We start from the raw sequence: 336 nt of genomic DNA, 5'->3' as shown, positions 1-336 counted from the left end.
GTCGCCCTCGACGGCCTGGAAGCGATCGCCGGGCAGCGCGAGGACGAGGTGGCGCTGTTCGATTTCCACAACCGTGCGCGCAGCGCCGGGGTGACCCTGCTGTACACCGCGCAGGCGATGCCCGACGGCCTGGCGCTCAGCTTGCCGGACCTGCGCTCGCGGCTGTCGCAGTGCACCCGCATCGCCCTGGCGCCACTGGACGACGCCGGCCGCGCCGCGGTGCTGCGCGAGCGCGCCCAGCGCCGCGGCCTGGTGCTGGAAGACGCGGCGATCGACTGGCTGCTGACCCACGCCGGACGCGACCTGGCCGGCCTGATCGGCCTGCTGGAGCGCCTG

General features: G+C 75.0%; 1 pseudogene. It reads left to right on the top strand.

Annotated elements, in window-relative coordinates:
• A pseudogene (locus D180_RS17360) lies at window positions 1-336 on the top strand (DnaA regulatory inactivator Hda); the annotation flags it as partial.

This window comes from Xanthomonas sp. SHU 166 (assembly GCF_000364685.1).
GTDB classification, from domain to species: Bacteria; Pseudomonadota; Gammaproteobacteria; order Xanthomonadales; family Xanthomonadaceae; genus Xanthomonas_A; species Xanthomonas_A sontii.
Note: the sequence above shows the minus strand (reverse complement) of the source record. Positions and strands in the feature narration are given on the sequence as shown.